We start from the raw sequence: 20,410 nt of genomic DNA, 5'->3' as shown, positions 1-20,410 counted from the left end.
GCATGCCACCGCCGGGCGGGGCCGTGGCGGGTGTCACGAACAGGTCACGATCCGCGAACCGAGTGGCGTCGCTCGGGGGGGCGTGGAGTACCCTTCTGACGCTGCGTCAGGGCCAACGCCGTCCCGAGCGAGCACCACCCGTCCCCGCACCACCGGAGAAGGATGGCGCATGCCCCACGACCTCCCCGTGCCCCAGGGGCTCTACGACCCCCGCTTCGAGCACGACGCCTGCGGTGTCAGCTTCGTCGTCGACCTGCAGGGCCGGCGCTCGCACCGCCTCGTCGAGCTCGGCATCGGCGCGCTGCGCAACCTCGAGCATCGGGGCGCGGCAGGCTGCGAGGTGAACACCGGCGACGGGGCCGGGATCCTCATCCAGGTGCCCGACGCCTTCTACCGGGCGGTCGTGCCCTTCGAGCTCCCACCAGCGGGGGCCTACGCGACCGGCCTGGTCTTCCTGCCCGTCGACGTGGGCCAGGCCGGCGAGACCTGCCGGCAGATCGAGGCGATCGTCGCCGACGAGGGCCTGCGCACCCTCGGGTGGCGGGACGTCCCGTTCGACGACTCGATGATCGGCTCCACCGCGAAGGCGGTGGAGCCCCGCTTCCGGCAGGTGTTCGTCGCCGGTCCCCCCGACGCGCCCCTCGCCGGCCTCGACCTCGAGCGGCGGGCATTCGTGGTCCGCAAGCGCGTCGAGCACGGCGTGGTGGTCGGCGCGCCCGGGGGCGAGCAGCCCACGGTGGCCAACGGCGGGCTCCCGCCGTACTTCCCGAGCCTGTCCGGCCGCACGATCGTGTACAAGGGCATGCTCACCACGCCCCAGCTGCGCACGTTCTTCCCCGACCTGGCCGACGACCGCACGGAGAGCGCACTGGCCCTGGTGCACAGCCGCTTCTCCACCAACACGTTCCCCTCGTGGCCGCTGGCGCACCCGTACCGGTTCGTGGCCCACAACGGCGAGATCAACACCCTGCAGGGCAACCGCAACTGGATGCGGGCCCGCGAGGCCCTGCTCGCCACCGACCTCATCCCGGGCGACCTGGAGCGCGTCTTCCCGATCATCACCCCCGGCGCCAGCGACTCGGCCAGCTTCGACGAGTGCCTGGAGCTGCTGCACCTCGGTGGGCGCTCGCTGCCGCACGCCGTGCTGATGATGATCCCCGAGGCGTGGGAGAACCACGGCTCGATGCCCGCGGAGAAGAAGGCCTTCTACCAGTTCCACGCGTCCCTCATGGAGCCGTGGGACGGGCCCGCGTCCATCGCCTTCACCGACGGCACCGTGATCGGTGCCGTGCTCGACCGCAACGGCCTCCGCCCGAGCCGCTACTGGGTGACGGCCGACGACCTGGTCATCATGGCGAGCGAGGTCGGCGTGGTCGACGTGCCGCCCGACCGGGTCGTGAAGAAGGGCCGACTCCAGCCCGGGAAGATGTTCCTCGTCGACACCGAGCAGGGGCGCATCGTCGACGACGAGGAGATCAAGGCCGGCCTGGCGGCCGAGCACCCCTACGGGGAGTGGCTGCGTCGGGGCCTGGTGCGGCTCGACGACCTGCCCGAGCGCGAGCACAAGATCTGGGGCCACGAGTCGGTCATGCGCCGGCTGCAGACGTTCGGCTACACCCACGAGGAGCTGAAGATCATCGTGGGCCCGATGGCCAAGAACGGCTACGAGCCCATCGGCTCGATGGGCAACGACACCCCGATCGCGGTGCTGTCGAACCGGTCGCGACTCCTGTTCGACTACTTCGCCCAGCTCTTCGCGCAGGTGACCAACCCGCCCCTGGACGCGATCCGCGAGGAGCTGGTCACCTCGCTCTTCACGACGATCGGACCCGAGGGCAACCTCCTGCAGCCGACGCCGCAGAGCTGCCGGCAGATCAGCCTCCACCACCCGATCATCGACAACGACGAGCTCGAGCGGCTGATCGACGCCAACGACGACGGCGAGTACCCCGAGTTCCAGTCGGTGACCCTCCGCGGGCTCTACCCGGTCGCGGGCGGGGGCGAGGCGCTCCGCGCCGCCCTGGAGGACCTCTGCCGGCAGGCCAGCGCGGCCATCGCCGACGGCGCCAGCGTGATCGTGCTCTCCGACCGGGACTCCGACGAGGAGCTCGCGCCCATCCCGTCGCTGCTGTTCACCGGCGCCATCCACCACCACCTGATCCGCGAGAAGACGCGCACCAGGGTCGGCCTGGTGGTCGAGGCCGGCGACGCCCGCGAGGTGCACCACATGTGCCTCCTGCTCGGGTACGGCGCAGGCGCCATCAACCCGTACCTCGCCTTCGAGGCCATCGAGGACCTCGTGCTCGAGGGCCTGCTCGTCGACATCGACGCCGAGAAGGCCGTGCGCAACTACATCAAGGCGGCCAACAAGGGCGTGCTGAAGGTGATGTCGAAGATGGGCATCTCCACCGTCGCGTCCTACACCGGCGCCCAGGTGTTCGAGGCCATCGGACTGGGCTCGGAGGTCGTCGACCGCTACTTCACCGGCACGGTGAGCCGCCTCGGCGGGGTGGGGCTCGACGTGCTCGCGGCCGAGGTCGCCCGCCGGCACGCCACCGCGTACCCGCCGCGGCCCACCGAGCGCGCCCACCGCACCCTCGAGCTCGGGGGCGAGTACCAGTGGCGCCGCGAGGGCGAGTACCACCTGTTCAACCCCGAGACGGTGTTCAAGCTCCAGCACGCGACCCGCGCCAAGCGCTACGAGGTCTTCAAGGAGTACACGAGCCTCGTCGACCAGCAGGCGGCCCACCTGGCCACGCTCCGGGGGCTGTTCCGCCTGCGGACGGACGAGCGGCCGCCGGTGCCCGTCGACGAGGTCGAGCCGGTCTCGGAGATCGTCAAGCGCTTCGCCACCGGCGCCATGAGCTACGGCTCGATCTCGAAGGAGGCCCACGAGACCCTCGCCATCGCCATGAACCGCATCGGCGGCAAGAGCAACACCGGCGAGGGCGGCGAGGACCCCGACCGCTTCGTGCCCGACCCCAACGGCGACCTGCGCCGCTCGGCCATCAAGCAGGTGGCGTCGGGCCGCTTTGGCGTGACCAGCGAGTACCTGGTGAACGCCGACGACCTGCAGATCAAGATGGCCCAGGGCGCCAAGCCCGGCGAGGGCGGCCAGCTGCCGGGCCACAAGGTGTACCCGTGGATCGCCAAGACCCGGCACTCCACGCCGGGTGTGGGGCTGATCAGCCCGCCGCCGCACCACGACATCTACTCCATCGAGGACCTGGCCCAGCTCATCCACGACCTCAAGAACTCCAACCCGGAGGCCCGGGTGCACGTGAAGCTGGTGGCCGAGGTGGGCGTGGGCACGGTGGCCGCGGGCGTGTCGAAGGCCCACGCCGACGTGGTGCTCATCTCCGGCCACGACGGCGGCACCGGCGCCTCGCCGCTCACCTCGCTCAAGCACGCCGGAGCCCCGTGGGAGCTGGGGCTGGCCGAGACCCAGCAGACCCTGCTCCTGAACGGGCTGCGCGACCGGATCGTGGTGCAGGTCGACGGCCAGATGAAGACCGGCCGCGACGTGGTGATCGCCGCGCTGCTCGGTGCCGAGGAGTTCGGCTTCGCCACCGCCCCGCTGGTGGTGTCGGGCTGCGTGATGATGCGGGTCTGCCACCTCGACACCTGCCCGGTGGGCGTGGCCACCCAGAACCCGGAGCTCCGCGAGCGCTTCAGCGGCAAGCCCGAGTTCGTCGTCACGTTCTTCGAGTACGTCGCCGAGGAGGTGCGCGAGCTGCTCGCCGAGCTGGGCTTCCGCACGCTCGCCGAGGCGATCGGCCACGCCGAGCTGCTCGACGTGCAGGCGGCCGTCGACCACTGGAAGGCGTCGGGCCTCGACCTCACCCCCGTCCTCACGATGCCCGACCTCGGGCTCAACGAGGCCCGCTACTGCGTCCAGAAGCAGGACCACGGCCTCGACCGGGCCCTCGACCACACCCTCATCCAGTTGTGCGAGGGGGCGCTCGACGATCGCCAGCCGGTGAGCCTCGAGCTGCCGATCCGCAACGTGAACCGCACGGTCGGCACGATGCTCGGCTTCGAGGTCACCCGGCGCTTCGGCGGCGAGGGGCTGCCCGACGACACGATCCGGCTCCACTTCCGGGGCTCGGCGGGCCAGAGCTTCGGCGCCTTCGTGCCGAGGGGCATCACGATGCGCCTCGAGGGCGACGCCAACGACTACCTCGGCAAGGGCCTGTCCGGCGGGCGCCTGGTGGTGCACCCCGATCGCGACGCCCCCTTCGTCGCCGAGGACAACGTGATCGCCGGCAACGTCATCCTCTACGGGGCCACGGCGGGGGAGGTGTTCCTGCGGGGCGTCGTGGGTGAGCGTTTCTGCGTGCGCAACTCCGGGGCCACGGCGGTCGTCGAGGGGGTCGGCGACCACGCGTGCGAGTACATGACCGGCGGGCGCGTGGTGGTGCTCGGCCCCACCGGGCGCAACGTCGGGGCCGGCATGTCGGGGGGAGTGGCCTACGTCCACGACCCGCACGACGAGCTCCCGAACCTCGTGAACTACGAGATGGTCGACCTCGACCCGCTCGAAGAGGACGACTTCGACTTCCTCCGGGAGATCATCGCCCGGCACCGCGACGAGACCGGCTCGGCCGTCGCCTCCCGCCTCCTCGACGACTGGTGGAACCAGCTCGAGCACTTCAAGAAGGTCATGCCCAAGGACTACAAGCGGATCCTGCAGGCCACCAAGGACGCGGAGGAGCGGGGCATCCCGGTCCTCGAGGCAGTGATGGCGGCGTCGCATGGGTGAGCTCACCGGGTTCCTGAAGTGGGATCGGGAAGCGCCCACGCGCCGCCCGGTGCCCGTGCGGCTCCGCGACTGGAAGGAGGTGTACGAGCCCTTCCCGGCCGACAGGCTCAAGCTCCAGGCCGGCCGGTGCATGGACTGCGGCATCCCCTTCTGCAACAACGGGTGCCCGCTCGGCAACCTCATCCCCGACTGGAACGACCTCGTCTACCGGGAGCACTGGCGCGACGCCATCGAGCGGCTGCACGCCACCAACAACTTCCCCGAGTTCACCGGGCGGCTCTGCCCGGCGCCCTGCGAGGCGGCCTGCGTGCTGGGCATCAACGCCGATCCCGTCAGCATCAAGCAGGTGGAGGTCGAGATCATCGATCGGGCCTGGGCCGAGGGCTGGGTGGCGCCGCAGCCGCCGGCGGTGGAGACGGGTCGCGCCGTCGCGGTCGTGGGGTCGGGGCCGGCGGGCCTGGCCGCCGCCCAGCAGCTGCGCCGGGCCGGGCACCGGGTGGTGGTGTTCGAGCGGGCCGACCGCATCGGCGGACTGCTGCGCTACGGCATCCCCGAGTTCAAGATGGAGAAGCGGGTCCTCGACCGTCGCCTGGCCCAGATGGAGGCCGAAGGGGTCGAGTTCCGCGTCAGCGCCGACGTGGGCGTCGACGTGGCGGTCGACGACCTCCGCCGCCAGTTCGACGCCATCGTCCTGGCCGGTGGGGCCACGGTGGCCCGGGGTCTGCCGATCCCCGGGCACGACCTGAACGGGGTGCACCAGGCGATGGAGTTCCTGCCGATCGCCAACCGGGTGCAGCAGGGAGACCTGGCCGAGCCCACGATCACCGCCGAGGGCAAGCACGTGGTGATCATCGGCGGCGGCGACACGGGCGCCGACTGCCTGGGCACGGTTCACCGCCAGGGCTGCCTGTCGGTCCACCAGTTCGAGATCATGCCCCGGCCACCCGATCACCGGCCGACGGCCAACCCCTGGCCGACGTATCCCATGCAGTACAAGGTCACCTCGGCCCACGAGGAGGGCGGCGAGCGCGTCTTCTCGGTGAACACCGAGATGTTCGTCGGCGACGACCAGGGGAACGTGCGGGGGCTGCGGGCCCACGAGGTGGAGCAGCGGTTCGTCGACGGCCGCATGGTGTTCGAGAAGGTCCCCGGGTCCGACTTCGAGCTGCCGTGCGAGCTGGTGCTGCTGGCCATGGGCTTCACCGGGGCCCAGGTCCCGGGGATGCTCGAGGCCCTCGGCGTCGAGATCGACGCCCGGGGCAACGTGGCCCGTGACGGCGGTTGGAGGACGAACGTCGAGGGTGTGTTCGTGTGCGGCGACATGGGACGCGGCCAGAGCCTGATCGTGTGGGCCATCGCCGAGGGCCGGGCCTGCGCCGCCGCGGTCGACGAGGCGCTCATGGGCGAGACCATGCTGCCGGCACCGATCGCGCCCACGGCCCGCCCCCTCACCTAGGACGGCGCCGGGTCGGGCGCGAGGCAGACTCGGCGTCGTGCACCGGTACACGGACGAGACGGAGCGGTTGGCCCGGGCGATCGTGGACTACGCCCTCGAGCGCCTGCGGCTCGACCCGCCCGACCTGGACCACCCGCGCACCGAGCAGGAGCTCACCGCCGCCGTGGGCAGCACCATCACCCCTGCGGGCATCGGGGGGCTCGAGGCGCTCCGGCTCTTCGCCGAGGTGCTGGCGTCGGCCAACATCTCCGTTGACCACCCCCGCTTCCTCGCCTTCGTGCCGGCGGCCCCCACCAAGGTGGCCGCGCTCTTCGACATGGTCATCGGCGCCTCGGGGCTCTACGGGGGCTCGTGGCTGGAGGCGAGCGGTGCGGTCTACGCCGAGAACCAGGCCCTGGCGTGGATCGCGGAGCTGGCCGGACTGCCGGCGACCGCGGGTGGCACGTTCGTGAGCGGCGGGTCGGCCGCGAACCTGTCGGCGCTGGTCGCGGCCCGCCACACGGCCGCTGCGACGCGGGCCGACCGGCCGGCCCGCTGGAGGGTGGCGGCCAGCGGCGACGTGCACTCGTCGATCGACGCCGCGGCCCGCGTGATGGACGTCGAGGTGCTGCGGGTGCCGGTCGACGATCGGGGGCGCCTCACCGGCCCGAACCTGCGGACCGCGCTGGGGCGGGCCGACTCGGCCGGCGCGAGCGACGGGCTGTTCGCCGTGGTCGCCACCGCCGGCACGACGAACCTGGGCACGGTCGACGACCTGGCGGGGGTGGCCGACGTGTGCGCCGAGCGGGGCCTGTGGCTGCACGTCGACGGCGCCTACGGCGGTGCCGCCCTGGCCGCCCCCAGCGTGCGGCACCTCTTCGACGGCATCGAGCGGGCCGACTCGTTCGTGGTCGACCCGCACAAGTGGCTGTTCAGCACCTTCGACTGCGCGGCCCTGCTGTATCGCGAGCCCGAGCTGGCCCGGGTGGCGCACACCCAGAGCGCGGTCTACCTCGACGCCGTCACGGCCCGTCACGAGTGGAACCCGTCGGACTACGCCTTCCACCTATCCCGACGGGCGCGCGGCCTGCCGTTCTGGTTCTCGCTGGCCACCCACGGCACCGACGCCTTCCGGGTGGCGGTGGAGACCACGCTCGACACCGCTCGCGACGCCGCCCGCCAGGTGCGGGCCCACCCGTCGACCGAGCTCCTCCTCGAGCCCGAGCTGTCGGTGGTGCTGTTCCGCCGGGTCGGGTGGACGCCTCCCGACTACCACACCTGGTCGCAGCGGGTGCTGGCCGAGGGCCTGGCCCTGGTCACACCCAGCGCGTGGCAGGGTGAGACGGTGCTGCGCTTTTGCGTGGTGAACCCCGGCACGACGCCGGACGACATCGCGCTGATCCTCGGCTCCCTCGACCACCCGTAGGCGGTCCCTCCGGCTGGCCGGCGCTCAGACCCCGGCCGGGAGCGGGGGCAGCTCCTCCATGGCCGCCGGCACGGGGACGGGGTCGAAGGCGGCCGGGTCGCCCAGGTACTCGCGCATGATCTTGGCGATCACGGCTCCCTGGTAGCCGTCGATGAAGCGATGGTCGATCATCGCCCCGAGCGGCAGGATCGGGCGCACGACGACCTCGTGGTTCCGCACGACCGGCTTCTCGGTGATGGCCCCGACCACCACCCCGCCGGGGACGTGGCAGGTCGTGGCGATGGCCGCGTAGGCGGAGTCGAGCCCGTACGTGCCGACGTTGGTGACGAGGAACGAGCCGAACGGCCGGGCCTCGAGGCCGAGGAACGGCACCGGCAGCTGCAGGGACTCGGTGATGAAGCCGACCGTGTCGAGGATCGGCCGCAGGGCGATGGCGGGCAGCCGCATGGCCAGCGCCTTCGTCTGCCTGAACATGGGGTCCTCGCCGGCGCGGATCTGGTGGGCCTTCTCGGTCAGCTCGGCGGCCTGCACCCACGGCGGCTTCTCGTCGGCTCGTCGGATCACCGAGCCCGACAGATCGGTCTCGGCGGCGTCGGCCCCGTCGACCAGGTCGGTGCGGAGGGACACGACGTAGAAGATGTCGATGGTCGGCGAGGGGAGGAACTCGCCGAACACCACCCGGCCGTTCAGGCCGGGGAGTTGCTCGAGGACTTTGGCGACGGCCCGACCGACGAGGTGCGCCGGCGTCACGTGCTGGCCCGTCGCCAGCCGGACCTCGTCGAGGTAGGCGAGCAGGTTGCCGGCGTCGACGTCGAGGCTGGCGAAGATCATCGGATCGGTGCGCGGCCGCCACGTGGCCATGGCGATCTTGCGCCACACGGAGAAGTGGAGGGCAGGTGCTGCGGCCATGTGCGGACCCCTTCCGCCGGCCGTCCCTGGCCCGGCCAGGCCCCTGGCGTCGACGGCTGGCGCTGCCTCGGTTGTCGCGCCCCGTGACCGGTGTCACCAGGGCCGTTGGTCCCGAGGTGACGGCGCCCGAGCGGCCCGGGTTCTCCGGCGCGTCGACCACCGTGGCGGTGGTGGACCGGCCGGAGAACGCTCGGGTGAGCCCGGGAGCGTGCCGCCGGCGCGGGGCCGGGGTTAGTCGAGCTTCGGCCAGGCCCGCCCCTCGCGCCGGCGTCGTGCCGCGTCGCGGCCCCGACCGGTGTCGCCCAGCGCCCAGGCCCGGCGCCACGAGGGCAGCTCCGGCCCCCCGAGCGACGGCGTGTCGCCGATGGCGGCCCGCCGCCGGGCCGACCACCAGTCGGTGGCCGCCTCGTCGGCCAGCTCGGCGACGGCCCGCTCGATGCGCACCGCGAAGCGGCGCGCATCCTCGCCCTCGGCGGGCCGCAGGGGTGGCCCGAACGTGACCAGGGTGCGTCCCACGGCGGGCAGGCGCTGGCCCTTGGGGAGGATCCTCCCGGTCCCCTCGACGTGCACCGGCACGACCGGCACGGCGCAACGGATCGAGAGGTACGCCGCGCCACCCCGGAACGGCTGCCCCCAGCCGTCGGGGCTGCGGCCGCCCTCCGGGAAGATCAGCAGGCTCCACCCGTCGTCGATCAGCTCCGCGGCCAGGTCGGCGGAGCGGCGGTTCACCCTGGCCCGGTCGATCGGGAACGCCCCGAGGGCCAGCGCCGAGAGGGCGGAGGTGACCCGCGTGGCGAAGAAGTAGTCGGCCGCGGCGCCGACGACGAGCCGGTGCCGCCAGGGCTCGGGGATCGACGTGATCATCAGGGGAGCGTCCACGTGGCTGTGGTGGTTGGCCGCGAACACGGCGGGCCCCTCCAGCGCGTCGAGCCGGTCGAGGCCGGTGCGCTCGGGGGCGGCGACGCCCCGCACGAGGAGGCGGAGGGGGCCCTCGACGATGGCGGCGCGGGCCAGCCGGGCCGGCATCCGGCGCGCCCACTCGGTGTCGTAGCGCGAGCCGGTTCGCGGCTCCTCGGGCAGGGGCTCCACGCCGGCGGGCACGCTCGGCGCCCGCCAGGGGAAGCCGCGGCCCCTGAGCCGGGCGACGGGCGACCGGTCGACGACCTCGCGCACGCGGCCGACGGCTCGGGCCGCCCGGGCCAGGGCGACGAGCTCGGCGGGCGTCCGCTCGGGTTCGGGCATCGGCGTCCGGGCCCTCAGCGGACGTCCGCCATCAGCAGCGGCGGGTTGTGGATGTGGGTGATCGACGGGCTGCGGCCGACCACGTCGGAGGCGATCTCCAGGGCGTCGTCGAGGGTGGTCGCGGGGTGGAAGCCGAGCCGGCGGACGGCCTTGGGGTCGCCGCCCACGACGACCACCCGGCCGAGGTGCTGCAGGGCGTGGCTGCCCCAATACCACATGTAGAACGGGTGGACCCCGTGGTAGGCGTAGCTCGTGCGGTAGAGGTGCCGGTACCACTCGTCCTCGGCGTAGCGCTGCTCGTAGCGCGCCTCGATCTCCACCGGGTCGGTGGTGTCGGCCAGGACCTCCTCGAAGAAGTCGATGTAGCTCGGGTGGTGCACCGGGTGGAACTCCCACGGGGTGTCGTGGAAGAGGACCAGCACCCCGCCCTCGCGCACCGGGGGCTTGCCGCGGTAGAGGTTGAAGAAGTAGCCGAGGCCGAGGCTCATCACCAGGATCGGGTTCATGATCGAGTTCACGTTGTAGGGGCAGAGGTAGGGCAGCCCCATCGTGAGCACGTCGGTCTGGCCCTGCACCTCCACCAGCTGCTGGCGGTACACGTGCTCGGTCGTGACGCGGTGGACCGCCTCGACGTCGCCGGCCTGCACCGACGTCATGGCGTGGGGCGCCTCGATCGAGTGCAGGATCCTGCGGGCGGCGCGGCGGGGGAGGCGCTGGAGGCCCTTCGAGGCGCCCAGGTAGAGGGCGCGATCCCTCGGTGTCCACTCCCACTCGCGTTTGGCGAGGAACTCGAAGGGCGACGGGAACGTGTCGTTGTTGAGGGTGGTCTCGACCTGGAAGATCTTCACCCCCGCCTCGCGCAGCACGGCGCCCATGCGCCAGTTCGAGGCGTGCAGCTCCGAGCGTTCCTGGTCCATGAACGACCTGCTGTGCTGCAGGGTGTGCACGTTGTGGTGGTGGCGGAGGCTGCGGTACGACGCCAGGCCGGTGGCGGTCGACTTCCATCCCCCGTCCATGGCCACAAGGTTGATGTTCACGTAGACGAGCAGGTCGCTCTCGGCGGCCCGCCGGTTGATCTCGACCTCCTCGCCGTGCGGGGTGGTGCCGAGGAAGGCGAGGTTGTCGGGATCCTCTGCGTCGTGGTTGTACAGCCGGCCGCTCGGAGCGAAGGCGTCGTACACCCGGTCGCCGACGGCGTGGCGCAGCTCGGCCTCGGTCATGCGGCGGTGGAGGGCGAGGGCTGCGATCAGCACGACGTCGTCGACCCCGGCTGCCGCGGCCAGGTCGAGGACGGCCTCGATGATCCGCTGGCGGATGTCGGGGCGGCGCATCGGCGGGAGGGGCAACGACACGTCGTCGAACGCGATCGTGAGCTTCATGCCCGGGTGGAGCAGGGCGGGGAGCGGATCGCTGTCGATGGGGTCGAGGAGGGCTCGGCGGATGGCGGCGTCGGGGTCGTCGATGGGGTCGACGGCCTCGGCCGGGTACACGACGCGCGTGCCGGCGGGCAGCTGCTGGAGGCGGAAGCCCTCACCGTGCCACAGCAGCGTGGGCGGGGTGGAGCGATCGACCTCGAGCACGAACCCTGGTCGGGGCATCAGCGGTACCTGTCCTTCTCGGAGCGGAGGTCGAAGACGATCTTCACGGCGCCGCGCCGGCCGGCCTGGGCGGCGTGGGCGACCGCGTCCTCGAACCGGTCGATGGGGTAGCGGGCGGTCACGAGCCGGTCGAGGCGCGCGGCCTGCACAAGCTCGAAGGCCAGGTCGAACGTGCGAACCGCGCCCCGCCCGGCGATCACCTCGGTGCCGTACGCGTAGGCGCCCCGCAGGTCGACCTCGCGATGCCACAGCGAGGTGAGCTCCACGTCCACCGTGGCGGGCATGCCCACCAGCACCACCCGCCCCCGGGGTCGGACCATCCGCAGCGCCTCGGCGAGGCTCTCGTTGGAGCCGACGCAGTCGACGACGACGTCGGCGCCGCCGGTGAGCTGGCTGCCGGCCGCCAGCGAGCCGGTGGCGCGCCGAACGGCCCGGATCAGCTCGTGGGGCTGGGCCACCACGTCGGCCCCGAGCTCGGTCGCGAGCCGGCGCTGGGCCGGATGCTTGGCGCCGATGATGAGCCGGGCAGGCTCGGTGAGCTGCCGGAGGCTCGCCAGGGTGAGCAGGCCGAGGGTGCCGGCGCCCACCACGGCCACGACGTCGCCCGGCTCGACCTCGCACCGCAGCGCGGCGTGCACGGCGCACGCCGTGGGCTCCACCATCACCGCGGCCTCGTCGCTCATGTCGGCGGGAACGGTGTGGAGCTGGCTGCCGTGGGCCACCAGCTCGGTCGACCACCCGCCACCGGTGTCGCAGCAGAACCCGGTCTGCAGGCCGGGGGCGATGGCGCCGAACGCCACCCGCTCGCAGCCACCCAGATCACCGCGCGCGCAGGCTGCGCACGGGGGCTGGACGGCCCGGGCGACGCAGCCCAGGACCGGCTCGAGCACCACCCGAGCGCCGGTGGCCGGTCCGTCGGACCCGTCGAGGTCGGCCACCACCTCGTGGCCGGGCACGAAGGGGAACGACACGATGGGCTCGAAGTAGCGGGCGGCCGCGCCGTCGATCGTCGAGAGGTCGGAGCCGCAGATCCCGGCCAGTCGGGGTCGGATCCGGACCCACCCGTCGCCGGGCAGGTCCGGAGGGGGCTCGTCGACCAGCGAGAGCGGCCCGAAGCGGGCCCCGCCGCCCGGCTGGAGGCGGCCCGCGACCATGGCGGCGGCGTAGCGGGGCACCGATCGCTCGAAGCGGAGGGCTCTCACCGTCGGACCTCGGCGGCGTCGTGCGGGGCCCGGAGCCGGTTGGCGCGCCGCTCGGGCCCGATGGGCAGCAGCGGCCGGGGCCCGCCGGGGGCCTTCTCCCAGTTCTCGACCAGCCAGCCCCGCTTGCGGGCCAGGGCCGCCAGTCTGGTCTCGGGGTTCACCGCCACCGGGAAGCCGGCCACCTCCAGCATGGGCAGGTCGCTGGTGGAGTCGGCGTAGGCCACCGTCTCGGCCAGGTCGAGGCCGTGGGCCGCGGTGTACTCGGCCATCACGTCGGCCCGTGCCTCGCCGGTGGGCGGGGCCTCCCGCAGCTCGCCGGTCAGCACCGGGCCACGCGGGCCGGGGCGGGTGGTCATCCGGGCGCACACGACGTCGTCGAACAGCGGTGCGATGGGGGCGACCACCACGTCGAGCGCACCCGTGATGAGCAGGGTCCGGTGGCCGAGGGCCCGGTGCTCGCGCACCCGCCGGATGGCGGCGGGGAAGCTCTTGGTGAGGAGCAGGGCCGAGAGCAGCTCGCGAGCGTCCTCGTCGAGCTGCGCCGCCGGTGCACCGTCGTAGCGGCGGTAGAAGTAGCGCAGGAAGTCGCCCCGGTCTCGGCGGTCGAGTGCCAGCAGCCGCGGGGCCTCGGCCAGGGTGCGAGCGACGAAGCGGAGCCGGTCCTGGCGGGGCAGCCGGCGGGTGGCCAGCCAGGCGTAGCTGTCGACCACGTTCGACGCGATGAGGGTGTTCTCCAGGTCGAACACCGCGAGGTGGCGCTCGGGGGCGAGCACCGCGGCGCGCAAGCGCTCCTCGCGCGTGGGGCCGCCCTTGGTGCCGGGGGTGGTGCGCACGCGGGCGTGCTCCACCACCGAGGGCAGGTGCACGTCGAGGGCGTAGTGGGTCCAGTCGATGACGCGCGGGTCGAAGCAGAACTCCGAGCGGTCCGCGACCTGCACCCGGTCCCACAGGGCGAGGAGGCGCTCGACCCCGTAGATGGCCTCGCACTCGGCGTAGGCGCCGTAGAGCTCGACGTAGCCGAGCGCCCGCTCCACCTCCTGGCGGCGCTCCTCCACGGTGGCGGACAGCTCGGCCCGCCGGCCCCGCAGCGGGAGGGCGTTGAGCGCTCGCTCGGCCCGCTCCAGCAGCCGCTTGGCCCGGTGCAGCTGGCCCTGGACCTCGCCCCGGCCGGGGAACGACCAGTCGGGCACCACGATCGGCTGGCCGGCGGCGTCGTAGATGGGGTTGCGGGTGAAGAAGTCGCGCCCGTGCTCCACCAGGGTGCGGTACTTCAGCGGGTTCACCGAGCCGGAGGCCACCTGGTACACGGGCGGCTTGGCCGCGTCGGCCTCGGGCCCCTTCGCCGCCACCGCGCAGAGGGCGCCCACCACCAGGTCGACGGGGATGACGTCGACGGTGCCCTCGGGGACCCCCGGGAACTGCTTCAGCAGCCCGCGCGCGTAGGAGATGATCACCGGCTCGGCCATGCGGAAGCCGCGGATCCACCCCGGGTGGGGCTCGGCCAGGGCCGACTCGATGATCGAGGGCCGCACGATGGTGGTGGGGACCGGCCCGTGGGTCTCGGCCAGGGCGGCCTCTCCCAGGGCCTTGGTGTAGGCGTAGGCGTCGGGCCACCCGAGCGACGTGGCGCGGGCCCGGCCGGCCTCGACCATCCGGTCGGTCACCCAGCGGACCCGCATCTGCTCGGTCTTGTCGGCGAGCAGGGGGATCCCGGCGGCCCCGAGCTCGGTGCGGGCCTGCTTGCGGAACCGGGCGAGCATCTCGGGCGTCCGGCTCTCGGCCTCGGCGTCGGAGCGGGCGCGGCGGGCGGCGTCGACCTCGGCGCGCCAGGGCACGGTCAGGTCGAAGCTGCCGTCGGCGAGGAGCTCCTCGGGGGCCCGGCCCCGCCTGGTGCCGGCGACGTAGCAGGTCGACACCGAGATCAGGTGGGGCGCGACCCCGAGGTCCTGGAGGGTGGCGGCGATCCGGCTGGGGCCGAGCAGGTTCACCTCGACCGCGCTGTCGAGCGGGGAGTCGAAGCTCACCGTGGCGGCCGAGTGGATCACCAGGTCGCAGGCCGCGAGCGCGGCCCGGTCGGCCTCGTCGAGGCCGAGGCCGTCGGCGCCCACGTCGCCGGTGATCACCTGCAGCCGCCTCGCCGTCTCGTCGGCGAACCGCTCGCCCAGCTCGGCGCGCAGTCGGCCGAAGGCGTCGTTGCGGAGCACCTCGCGCTGCACCCGCTGGGCGGCGGTGGAGCGCCGACCGGCCCGCACCAGCAGCACGACCTCGCAGCCGGGCACGCTGCGGAGGAGCCGCTCGACCAGCGCCGTGCCGAGGAACCCGGTCGACCCGGTGACGGCGATCCGCCGGCCGTCGAGGGCGTCGGCGATCCGGGGCAGGCGGCGGGTGCGGGGCACGAGGCTCCTGTCTAGTCGGCGCGCCGGGGCGCGGTGTCGAGCGCGGGAGCCCCGGCTGCGGGCGCGACCGGCCCCGCTCGGAGGCCAGGGTGTGACCTGCCCACCGGCGGCCGGGTTACGCCGACCGCCGGCGCGAGCACCTAGGCCAGCTTGCTGGCGATGCTGCCCGCGGCCCGGAGCGCGGTGCCGTCGGCGCCCTCGACCGACCACACGCGGGCCGGTCCCTGGGCGGCCTCGTCGAGCAGGGCCGAGAGCAGCCCGGCGATGGGCAGGCCCCGCTCGGCCCAGAAGTACCAGGCCAGGGCCCCGGGGATGGTGTTGATCTCGTTCACCCACACGTCGTCGCCGGACCAGAGGAAGTCGATCCGGGCCACCCCCCGCACCGCGGCCGCATCGACCAGCACCCGTGCTGCTCCGGTGATGCCGGCCGTCACCGCTTCGGGCACCTGGGCCGGGAGCTCCCGCGGGGCGCTCGAGAGGCCCTCGCCGCCCAGGTACTTGTCGGCGTAGGTGTAGATCGCGCCGGCGGCGTTGCGGCGCAGGGGGCGCTCGATGCTCGACAGGGCCGGCTCGGGCCAGGTGCGGACGCTGATGTTCAGGTCGAGGGCGTCGGGGAGGTACGGCTCGACCACGGCGCCGGCCCGCAGGTGCGGCTGCGTGCGCAGCAGGGCGCGGGCGGTGTCGAGGTTCTCCACCACCTCGATGCCGATCGACGAGCCGCCGTAGCGCGGCTTGACGATGTACGGCGGCTCGAACCCCGGTGCCGGCCCGTCCAGGGTGAGGGCCCGGCGGGGGAGGGTGGCCAGGCCGGCCGACGCGACCACCCCGCCGAAGGCGAGCTTGTCCATGCCGAGGGCGGCGCCCGGCGCCGACGGGCCCGTGTACCGCAGCCCGGCCAGGTCGAGGGCGGCCTGCAGGCTGCCGTCCTCGCCCGGCCCGCCGTGGCAGCAGACGAGGAAGGTGTCGAGGTCGAGGCGGTTGCGCCGTCCGAGCCGCCCCTCGACGGTGAAGCCTCCCCCCGGTCCGGCCACCAGCTCGGCGCGCGGCGAGCGGGCCGGCACGCCACCGAGGAACGACGACGCCTCGAGGGTGGGGTCGACCTGGAACCACTCGCCGGCCGTGGACCAGTAGAGCGCCTCGACCGCCGTGCCGGCGTCGAGCAGGGCCCGGGCCGCCTGCAGCCCGGTGAGGATGCTCACGTCGTGCTCGGGCGAGGGCCCGCCGAAGATGACCGCCGGTCGACTCATGCTGCGTGCCTCACGGGTAGTGGTCGGGAAGATCGTTCTCGTAGAGCACGGCGTCGCCGTCGCCCAGCTCGTCTCGCACCCAGGCGACCGCCTCGTCCCGGGTGGCCACCACCCGCACGGTCGCGCCGCCGCCGGTGGCGCCGGCGACGAGCGGGCGACGGTTGGTGCGGCCGACCACGACGAGGTCGGTGGCCACGCGGCCGATCGCCTCGCCGAAGGCCTCGTTCTCACCGTACTGGAGGCGCCCCAGCTCGACCATCCCCGGGGTCACCACCACCCGGCGACGGTTCGGGCGGCCGAGCCGCTCGAGCAGGCGGAGCGACGCGTCGGCGCTGGCCGGGTTGGAGCTGAAGGTGTTGTCGACCACGGTCACCCCCCGGGCCGTCGTCACGACCTCCTGGCGGTGCTCGGGCACGGGAAGCGTGGGCAGCCGCGGCGCGACCAGGTCGAGATCGACGCCGAGGGCGATGGCCACGCCCACCGCGCACGCCACGTTGCCGGGCTGCGCCGAGCCGGCCGGGACCTGCCCGAGGCGCCGGCCTCCCGCGGTGACGACGGTGTCGCCGCCGGGAGCGGTGGCGGCCACCACGTCGGCCGAGGGGTCGGTGGTGGAGCACCGCACGACCCGTGCGCCCCGGGCCTCGGCCCCGTCGGCCACGGCGGCGAGGCCGTGGGCGTCGACGTTCAGCACCGCCACGGGCGCTCGCTCGACGATCTCCGCCTTGGCCGCCACGATGCCGTCGAGCGAGCCCACCCGCTCGAGGTGCACGGGCCCGATGGCGGTGATCACGGCCACCGCGGGCTCGACCCACGTGCACAGCGACCGGATCTCGCCGGGGCCCCACATCCCCATCTCGGCGACGAACACCTCGGTGCCGGGCGTGAGGCCCTCGTTGACGGCGCGGGAGAGGCCGGCCGCGTTGTTGAAGCTGGCCGGGCTGGCGACGACCGACCGGGCCGCCGAGACGAGGTGGCGCACGTACTGCTTGGTGGACGTCTTGCCGTAGCTGCCGGTGATGGCCACGATGCTGGGCTGCACCCGGCGCAGCCGCTCGCGGGCTCGGTCCACGTAGCGCCGCGCAGCGCGGCGCTCGAACGGGGCCGTGACGGCGAGGGCGGCGTCGACCAGCCAGGGCTGCAGGGCGGCGGCCAGCGTCGCCGCGGCCGCGGCAGCCGCCAGCGACCCGGTGAGCGCGCCCACCAGCACGACCAGCAGGAGGTCGAGGGCGGCGAGCACGACCGCCAGGGTGCGCAGCCGTCGAGTCCAGGCGAGTCGCGAGGTGCGGCCCCTCACCGCGAGCCCCAGGGGGCCGGACGCGACCGCGACGGCGGTGACGAGCCCGGCCGGCAACCACACCGGGCTCGCGGCCGCGCCGGCCAGGCCGGCCAGGCCGAGGGCACGGTTCGCCGGGGTGACCGTCCACCACCGCAGCGCGAAGCGCAGGGCCGCACCGGGCCCGTAGTGCTCGCGCTGGGCCACCCGGAGCCAGCGCAGCGAGGCCGGCACCATCGCGGCCAGGGTCGCGACCAGGACGGCGGCGGAGAGGGCGGCGTTCACGGCCGGGTCATCCGAGGGCGTCGGGCGGCAGGTGCCGCTCGATGGCCGCCCGCAGGGCGGGCACGGCGGTGCGCACGGTGTCGTGGCCGGCGCCGGGCACCACCGTGAGCCGGGCGTCGGCGAGGAGCTCGGCGGCCCGCTGCGCAACCTCGAGGGGCACGTCGGCGTCGTCGTCGCCCCACACCAGCTCGACCGCGCAGCGCACCTGCCGGAGGGCGTCCTCGTGCGTCTCGTTGACCATCCGGACGAGCACGTCGCGCATCAGGCCGCTGGCGGCGCGGTAGTCGGCCGAGCCGTGCCGCTGCCGGAGGGCCTCCATGCGGGCGTCCGACAGCAGGTGCCGTCGGTGCAGCCAGCGCCCCAGCCGATAGCGCGCCGGGGCCCGGCCGCCGCCTGCGGGGGTCCGCCGCACCAGCGGGGCCCCGGTGAGCACCAGCGCGCCGACCGCCTCCGGGTGGCGTGCGGCCATCTCCACGGCGACGCAGCCGCCGCGCGAGTGGCCGACGAGCACGGCCGGCCGGGCCGCCGCGGCCAGCACCGGGTCGAGGGCGGCGGCGTAGTCGGCTGCGCCCCACACCGCCGGCGGGGCCGGTGAGGCCCCGAACCCGGGTAGGTCGACGGCGACGGCGTCGAGGCCCTCGAGGAGGGCCGCGAAGTCGGCGCGCGTCCGCCCCCAGCCGTGGAGGGCGATGACCCGGGCCGGCCGGCTGCCGACGGCGTCGCCGAACACGGCGCCGTCGGCGTACGCGGTCAGGGGCACGGCCGACGATGCTACGCGGCGGCTCGGCCGGCCCCGGTGAGGGCGCCCCGGGCCGGGGTCAGCCGGCCATCGCCGGCGCGGCGCGGGCCGCGGCGTCGAGGTCGCACCACCAGGCCAGGGCGGCCGCGACCACCGCACCCGCCAGCACGATCGCGGTGATGCCGACCACGTCGACCAGGGGGCCGGCGACCAGGTTGCCGAGGGGCACGGTGCCGCCGAAGCCCATCATCCACAGGGCCATCACCCGGCCGCGCACCCGGTCGTGCAGGTGCTGCTGCAGCACGGTGGACAGCGAGGTGATGGCGGCGAAGTACGTGAACCCCACGAGGACGATCACCGGATAGGCGAGGGCGGGGGAGCGGAGCAGGGCGTACCCGGCCAGGGCGACCGCGAACCCGGCCAGTGCCCGCCGGACGAGGCGGTGCCGGTCGGCCCCGGCCAGCACGGTTCCCACCGACAGGGCCCCGCTCACGGCGCCGAGCCCGAAGCAGGCGTACAGCAGCCCGTAGGCGAGGCTGCGCGGGTTCAGGCCGAGGTTCTCGGCCGCGAGCACCGGGAACTGGCCGATGAACGGGAGGCAGAAGAACGAGAACACCGTGAGGGTGACGAGGATGCGCCGGACCAGGGCGTCGGCCCTGGCGACGGCGAACCCGCCCAGGAGCCGGCGCATCCCGCCGGGCCCGCCGGCGTGGTGGACGGCGGCCGGCACCCGCACCGCCAGCAGGGCGATCACCACGAACACGTACGTGCCCGCGTTGATGGCGAAGACGCCGGCGGCGCCGGCCAGCGGGTAGATCACGCCGCCCAGCGCCGGTCCCACGACCCGCGAGGCGTTCATCTGGGTCGAGTTGAGCGAGATGGCGCCGGGCAGGTCCTTCCTGCCGACCAGGCTCGGCACCATCGCCTGCCACGCCGGCGCGTTCAGGGCGTTGCCCACGCCGATGGCCGCGACCGTGGCCACGATGGCGGCCTTCGGGGGCGAGCCGGCCGCCGCCAGCGCCGCCAGCACCCCGGCGAAGAGGAGCTGCTCGAGCTGGAGGGCGATCAGCAGCCGCCGGCGGTCGACGGCGTCGGCCAGGGCGCCCCCGACGAGCGACAGCAGGAGCATGGGCCCGAGCTGGGCGAAGATGAGCACGCCGACGAACGTGGGCGAACGGGTGAGCTCGTAGGCCCACGCGCCGAGGGTGACGTTCTGCATCCAGGTGCCGATGTTGGATGCGAAGGCGCCGATCCAGACGATGCGGAAGTCGCGGTGCGCCAGCGCGGCCCGGGCCGTGCCCGGGGTGTAGGGGCGCTCGTCGTCGACGAGGCCGGCGGCCTCCTCCTCGGGCGGCACGGCGGCGCCGGGTGGGCGCGTCGGGTCGGGTTCGGTGGTCGACATGGCCGCTGCCGATGGTCTCACGACGGACGACCGTCCACCAGATGACCGGTCGGCTGAATCAGACGTGGTGGACGTCGCCCTGGTCGGCGTCGTCGACCACCCGGCCGCAGGCCGGGCAGTACCACCTGACCTCGAGGGGGGTGCCGCAGGGCGCGTGGCGCGGTGGCTCGACCACGCCCCCGACGCGGTTGGCGCCCCAGTGGGCGAGCAGGCGGAGGGCGCCGGCGAGGTCGTGACCCGCGGTCGTGAGCTGGTACGAGAACCGGGGTGGGCGCTCCTGGTAGGGGCGGGCCACCACCACCCCGTCCCGCTCGAGGGCGCGGAGTCGCTGGGTGAGGATGCTGGGGGCCAGGCCGGGCAGGCCGTCGAGCAGCTCGGTGAACCGGCGGGGGCCCGCGAGGAGCGCCTCGATCACCTGCAGGGTCCACCGGTCGCCCAGCCGGGCCAGGGCCTCGGCCAGCGGGGAGCCGTCGCCGTGGGTTCGCGCCACGTCC

Annotated in this window: 13 protein-coding genes; 3 read left to right on the top strand and 10 right to left on the bottom strand. The window is 74.0% G+C overall.

What is annotated here, in order from left to right; all coding sequences use genetic code 11:
* Positions 1–169: 169 nt before the first annotated feature.
* From gltB to IPM45_02850, 3 genes are read left to right on the top strand one after another with little or no spacing between them, the layout of a single operon-like run.
* The gene (gene gltB, locus IPM45_02860; GenBank protein MBK9178510.1) at positions 170–4,762 is read left to right on the top strand and encodes a glutamate synthase large subunit; all 4,593 of its coding nucleotides are present in this window, start codon (positions 170–172) and stop codon (positions 4,760–4,762) included.
* The gene (locus IPM45_02855) at positions 4,755–6,218 is read left to right on the top strand and encodes a glutamate synthase subunit beta (protein MBK9178509.1); all 1,464 of its coding nucleotides are present in this window, start codon (positions 4,755–4,757) and stop codon (positions 6,216–6,218) included. The genes gltB and IPM45_02855 overlap by 8 nt, the downstream gene beginning before the upstream one ends.
* Before the next feature lie 37 nt (positions 6,219–6,255).
* Positions 6,256–7,623, top strand: coding sequence for an aspartate aminotransferase family protein (locus IPM45_02850; protein MBK9178508.1), 1,368 nt, complete (start codon positions 6,256–6,258; stop codon positions 7,621–7,623).
* A gap of 24 nt (positions 7,624–7,647) precedes the next feature.
* On the opposite strand, the gene IPM45_02845 is transcribed toward IPM45_02850, so the two are convergent.
* The 10 genes from IPM45_02845 to IPM45_02800 all read right to left on the bottom strand — a co-directional run bounded on the left by IPM45_02845 (position 7,648) and on the right by IPM45_02800 (position 20,406).
* A complete protein-coding gene (locus tag IPM45_02845) occupies positions 7,648–8,532 on the bottom strand; it encodes a 2-oxo acid dehydrogenase subunit E2 (protein MBK9178507.1) in 885 nt (294 codons plus the stop codon).
* A 231-nt stretch (positions 8,533–8,763) separates the two neighbouring features.
* On the bottom strand, positions 8,764–9,774 hold the full coding sequence (locus IPM45_02840) for a 1-acyl-sn-glycerol-3-phosphate acyltransferase (protein MBK9178506.1): 1,011 nt from the start codon (positions 9,772–9,774) through the stop codon (positions 8,764–8,766).
* 14 nt (positions 9,775–9,788) lie between these two features.
* Positions 9,789–11,372: a DUF2088 domain-containing protein gene (locus IPM45_02835; GenBank protein ID MBK9178505.1), complete on the bottom strand. Its 1,584-nt coding sequence runs from the start codon at positions 11,370–11,372 to the stop codon at positions 9,789–9,791.
* Positions 11,372–12,526, bottom strand: a complete 1,155-nt coding sequence (locus tag IPM45_02830; protein ID MBK9178504.1) for a zinc-binding dehydrogenase — start codon at positions 12,524–12,526, stop codon at positions 11,372–11,374. The genes IPM45_02835 and IPM45_02830 overlap by 1 nt, the downstream gene beginning before the upstream one ends.
* A 44-nt stretch (positions 12,527–12,570) precedes the next feature.
* Positions 12,571–14,970: an HAD-IB family phosphatase gene (locus IPM45_02825; GenBank protein ID MBK9178503.1), complete on the bottom strand. Its 2,400-nt coding sequence runs from the start codon at positions 14,968–14,970 to the stop codon at positions 12,571–12,573.
* 140 nt (positions 14,971–15,110) lie between these two features.
* Positions 15,111–16,217 (bottom strand): hypothetical protein, encoded by a 1,107-nt coding sequence (locus tag IPM45_02820; GenBank protein ID MBK9178502.1) that lies wholly within the window; start codon positions 16,215–16,217, stop codon positions 15,111–15,113.
* Positions 16,218–16,227: 10 nt separating this feature from the next.
* On the bottom strand, positions 16,228–17,775 hold the full coding sequence (locus IPM45_02815) for a UDP-N-acetylmuramoyl-tripeptide--D-alanyl-D-alanine ligase (GenBank protein MBK9178501.1): 1,548 nt from the start codon (positions 17,773–17,775) through the stop codon (positions 16,228–16,230).
* A 7-nt stretch (positions 17,776–17,782) separates the two neighbouring features.
* Entirely contained in the window at positions 17,783–18,535 is a 753-nt protein-coding gene (locus tag IPM45_02810; GenBank protein MBK9178500.1) for an alpha/beta fold hydrolase, read from the bottom strand.
* 58 nt (positions 18,536–18,593) lie between these two features.
* Positions 18,594–19,916: an MFS transporter gene (locus IPM45_02805; protein MBK9178499.1), complete on the bottom strand. Its 1,323-nt coding sequence runs from the start codon at positions 19,914–19,916 to the stop codon at positions 18,594–18,596.
* Between the two features lie 58 nt (positions 19,917–19,974).
* Complete coding sequence (locus IPM45_02800) at positions 19,975–20,406, bottom strand: helix-turn-helix transcriptional regulator (GenBank protein ID MBK9178498.1); 432 nt, start codon at positions 20,404–20,406, stop codon at positions 19,975–19,977.
* Between the last annotated feature and the right edge of the window lie 4 nt (positions 20,407–20,410).

The sequence above is a fragment of the Acidimicrobiales bacterium genome (genome assembly GCA_016716005.1).
GTDB lineage: Bacteria > Actinomycetota > Acidimicrobiia > Acidimicrobiales > JADJXE01 > JADJXE01.
Note: the sequence above shows the minus strand (reverse complement) of the source record. Positions and strands in the feature narration are given on the sequence as shown.